Source organism: Mesorhizobium sp. M7D.F.Ca.US.004.01.2.1 (assembly GCF_003997785.1).
Lineage (GTDB): Bacteria > Pseudomonadota > Alphaproteobacteria > Rhizobiales > Rhizobiaceae > Mesorhizobium > Mesorhizobium loti.
This window is the reverse complement of sequence record NZ_RZRQ01000492.1, coordinates 1-3,195: the sequence shown is the minus strand read 5'-3', so window position 1 is coordinate 3,195 and position 3,195 is coordinate 1. Positions and strand designations below refer to the sequence as shown.

The window sequence follows — 3,195 nt, the reverse complement described above, 5'->3', positions numbered from 1 at the left end:
GGATGGCAGCCGCATCCTGGTCACGGTGCGCCCGTCCGAACAGGGGCCGGCGGAAGTCGACCTCGCCTATTGGTCGCGCGCCGACCAGTTCGCCTCGGAAGGCTGGCGCGCGTCGGACTCCTCGCCTGGGCGCGTCATCGAATATGCCGAGCCGGAACTGAAGTGCTGGATGCCGCTGCCGACGGCCAACCTCAGCCGCGCGTCCATGCCGGCGCCTTGGGAAGGCGAAGACGCCCAGCAGCTGGACGGCTCGGGGATTTGAGCGGAGACGCCCGAAGATAGCCAATCTCCCCCACGAGGCGGAGATTGGCAGCTTTAGGCTCGGTTCTCTTCAGAACAGAAACGCCGCAGTAGCGGGGTTCGGCCCGGTGCGACCATCGGGCGAATCCATGCCGCGGATCGTCAGCAGGTCCTGGGCATCGAGCTCGAAATCGAAGACATCGAAATTGGCGGCGATGCGGTCCTGGCGGATCGATTTTGGAATGACGATCAGCCCTTCCTGGAGATGCCAGCGGATGATCACCTGGGCGACAGACTTGCCATGCTTTTTGGCAATGCTTGCCAAGATCGGATCGTTCAGCAGCCGGCCGCTGCCCAGCGGGCTCCAGCTTTCGATACTTATGTCGTGCTTGGCGTGAAACTCCCTGAGGTCGCGCTGCTGGAAACGAGGATGCAGCTCGATCTGGTTGACGACGGGCGTCACGCCGGTCTCTGCGATGATCCGCTCCAGATGGTCCTGGTTGAAATTTGAAACGCCGATCGACTTGATGCGGCCGGCCTGCCTGAGCTCGACCAGCGTCTTCCAGGCCTCGGCATATTTGTCCTGGCTGGGCACCGGCCAGTGGATCAGGAACAGGTCGAGCTGCTCGATGCCGAGCTTGCCCATCGTCTCGTCGAAAGCGCGCAACGCCGCATCGCGCTGGTGCGCGCCGTTGCGCAGTTTCGAGGTGATGAACAGCTCGCCGCGCGGCACGCCGGCGCCGCGGATCGCCTCTCCGACCCCTCCTCGTTCTGGTAGCCTTCGGCGGTGTCTATCAGGCGATAGCCGGCCTCGATGCCCCAACCCACCACTTCAGCGGTGATATCCTGGTCGACCTGCCACACGCCAAGGCCGAGCTGGGGAATGGCGGAGCCGTCGTTCAACGCAATCTGTGCAGGCATGGTGGACTGTTCAGGCATGTCGGGGTCCTTTGCAAAGCTGATCCAGGCGGTCCGCCCGGTGCACAGCCTATCTAGGTTCGACAGGAGGCGACGGCCAGCCGACAGCGACAAATTGTCGAAGTTCGCCTGCAAGTGTGACCTCGGCGTCAGCCTCACCGCGGCCGGCGCACCGCCCGCACCACCCCGGCGGATGTGCTGCCGCAGTAGAGGCGGTCGCCGCCATCGGATTCAAGCCCCGACACGCCCATGCCGGCCGGCATGTCGAGCTTCTCCAGAACCTTGCCCGATTGCGGGTCGACGCGGCGCAAATCGCTCTGGTCGCCTTCCCAGGTGGCGTGCCACAGCTCGCCATCGACCCATGTCACGCCGGTGACGAAGCGGTTGGATTCGATGGTGCGCAGGATCGCCCCGGTCTCCGGGTCGATCTGGTGGATCTTGCGCTCGCGGTATTGCCCGACCCAGAGCGTCCCTTCGGCCCAGGTCAGCCCGGAATCACCGCCACCACCGGGCGCCGGAATGGTCGCCAGCACCTGGCCGGTATCAGGGTCGATCTTCTGTATCAGGTCGTTGGCAAGCTGGAAGAAATGCTGGCCGTCCCAGGCGGTGCCGGCATGTGCCGCGACATCGATCGAGCGCAGCGCCTGCCCGTTTTCCGGATTGAAGGCGTTCAGCTTCTCACCCGAGGCAAACCAGACGTTGTTGCCGTCAAAGCTCACCCCATGCACCCTCTCAACATCGGCAAAGGGTCCGTATTCGCGCAGGATTTCGGCTGCTGACTGTTTCATGTCTCTGTCCTCACTGAGATGGTCCAATGTCCCTTACTAACCGCTCGGCAGCGGCGCCGGGAGTAACAAGGTGGTCGTGAATCCCGCCACCGGCGGCGTCATCCAGCGGCGCGCCCGGCCGTGACCGAAAAACTGCACCTTGCCGGCCTCGCCAAGCTGCTCCAGCGCCCGCTGCACGCTGCGCTGGCCAGTGCCAAGCGCCAGCGCCAGCGCCGAACTCGCCCAGGATTCACCATCGGCAAGGAAAGCCAGCACCGCCGCGTGCCGCTCCTCGATAGGCCGCGCCAGCACCACCACCTCGCGCGCCTCGCGCGGTGCCAGCGCGAAGCCCTGGCTGGTCGCGCCGATGTCGGCCAGGCCTCGCAATTCGGCGCGCAGCCGGCCGATCTCGACCCGCAGCCGCGCCCGATGCGATTCATCGGCGTGCCTGCCGCCGAAGGCTTCAGCGATCAGCCTCGCCCTCGACACGTCGCCCGGCCATGCTTCGGCGAGCGCGCGTGCCAGCGCAAACAGCACCGGGCGCGTTGCCAGCGAGACCACGATTTCCTGCCTGCGCACGACATAGCGGAAGCTATCGACCAGCAGCGCCGGCGACGCCTGCAACGCCTCGACGTCCTCGAGCAGCACGGGGCGCTGCCCGCCACCCGCGATCAGCCGCGCGGCCGGCGTGTCCAGCGCCAGGAATGCGCTGTCGACCTCCGCGATCAGGCCCGGAATGCCGGCCCGGCGGGCGGCGTGGCGGGCCCACTCCAACGCCCTGCGCGCCGGCTTCGTCTTCAGGCGCCGCATCGCGATGCCGGCGACGGCCAGCTCGTGCGCGGCGCGCGAGGCCGGCGGAAGCGGCGCCGGGTCGAGCCCGGCCAACACGTCTTCAGCCTCGTCGAGACGGCCGATCAAAAGCAGGCGCCGCACCTTGAGGTGGCCGGCATGCGCGGCGTTCAGCCGGTCGCCATGCTTTTCCAGCGTCGCGCGCGCCGCATCGAGCGCCTTGGCAGGCCAGCCGAGATCCCGCGAGACCAGCGCGATCTCGGCCTCGGCGACGACGCATCTAGCGCGCGCCACCGCTTCTTTCGGGCCGAAGCCACGCGCGGCCCGCCGCAGCAGCGCCTTGGCGCGATCGAGATCGCCGAGCTGCGCCATGGCGATGCCGCGCAGTGCCAGCGCCGGCGGATCTTCGCGCAAGACGACGCGATCGAGCGCACCGAGCGGATCACCTCCGGCCAGCGCCAGTGCCGCCGCGGTGATCAGC

At 67.3% G+C, this 3,195-nt stretch carries 3 protein-coding genes and 1 pseudogene; 1 reads left to right on the top strand and 3 read right to left on the bottom strand.

From position 1 onward, the window contains the following. The coding region (locus tag EN993_RS33560) for a hypothetical protein (protein WP_127266028.1) at positions 1–262 on the top strand (262 nt) is incomplete at its 5' end. A gap of 69 nt (positions 263–331) precedes the next feature. Here the strand turns inward: EN993_RS33560 and EN993_RS33555 are convergent. The 3 genes and pseudogenes from EN993_RS33555 to EN993_RS33545 form a co-directional block, all read right to left on the bottom strand. Beyond that, positions 332–1,161: pseudogene (locus tag EN993_RS33555) on the bottom strand (aldo/keto reductase). Between the two features lie 152 nt (positions 1,162–1,313). Then, positions 1,314–1,946, bottom strand: coding sequence for a PQQ-binding-like beta-propeller repeat protein (locus EN993_RS33550; RefSeq protein ID WP_127266027.1), 633 nt, complete (start codon positions 1,944–1,946; stop codon positions 1,314–1,316). 36 nt (positions 1,947–1,982) lie between these two features. Then, complete coding sequence (locus tag EN993_RS33545) at positions 1,983–3,194, bottom strand: helix-turn-helix domain-containing protein (RefSeq protein ID WP_127266026.1); 1,212 nt, start codon at positions 3,192–3,194, stop codon at positions 1,983–1,985. Position 3,195 lies beyond the last annotated feature (1 nt).

Coding starts and splice junctions, on each gene's coding strand:
- EN993_RS33550 (WP_127266027.1), bottom strand. CDS start 1,946: ATGAAACAGTCAGCAGCCGAAATCCTGCGCGAATACGGACCCTTTGCC.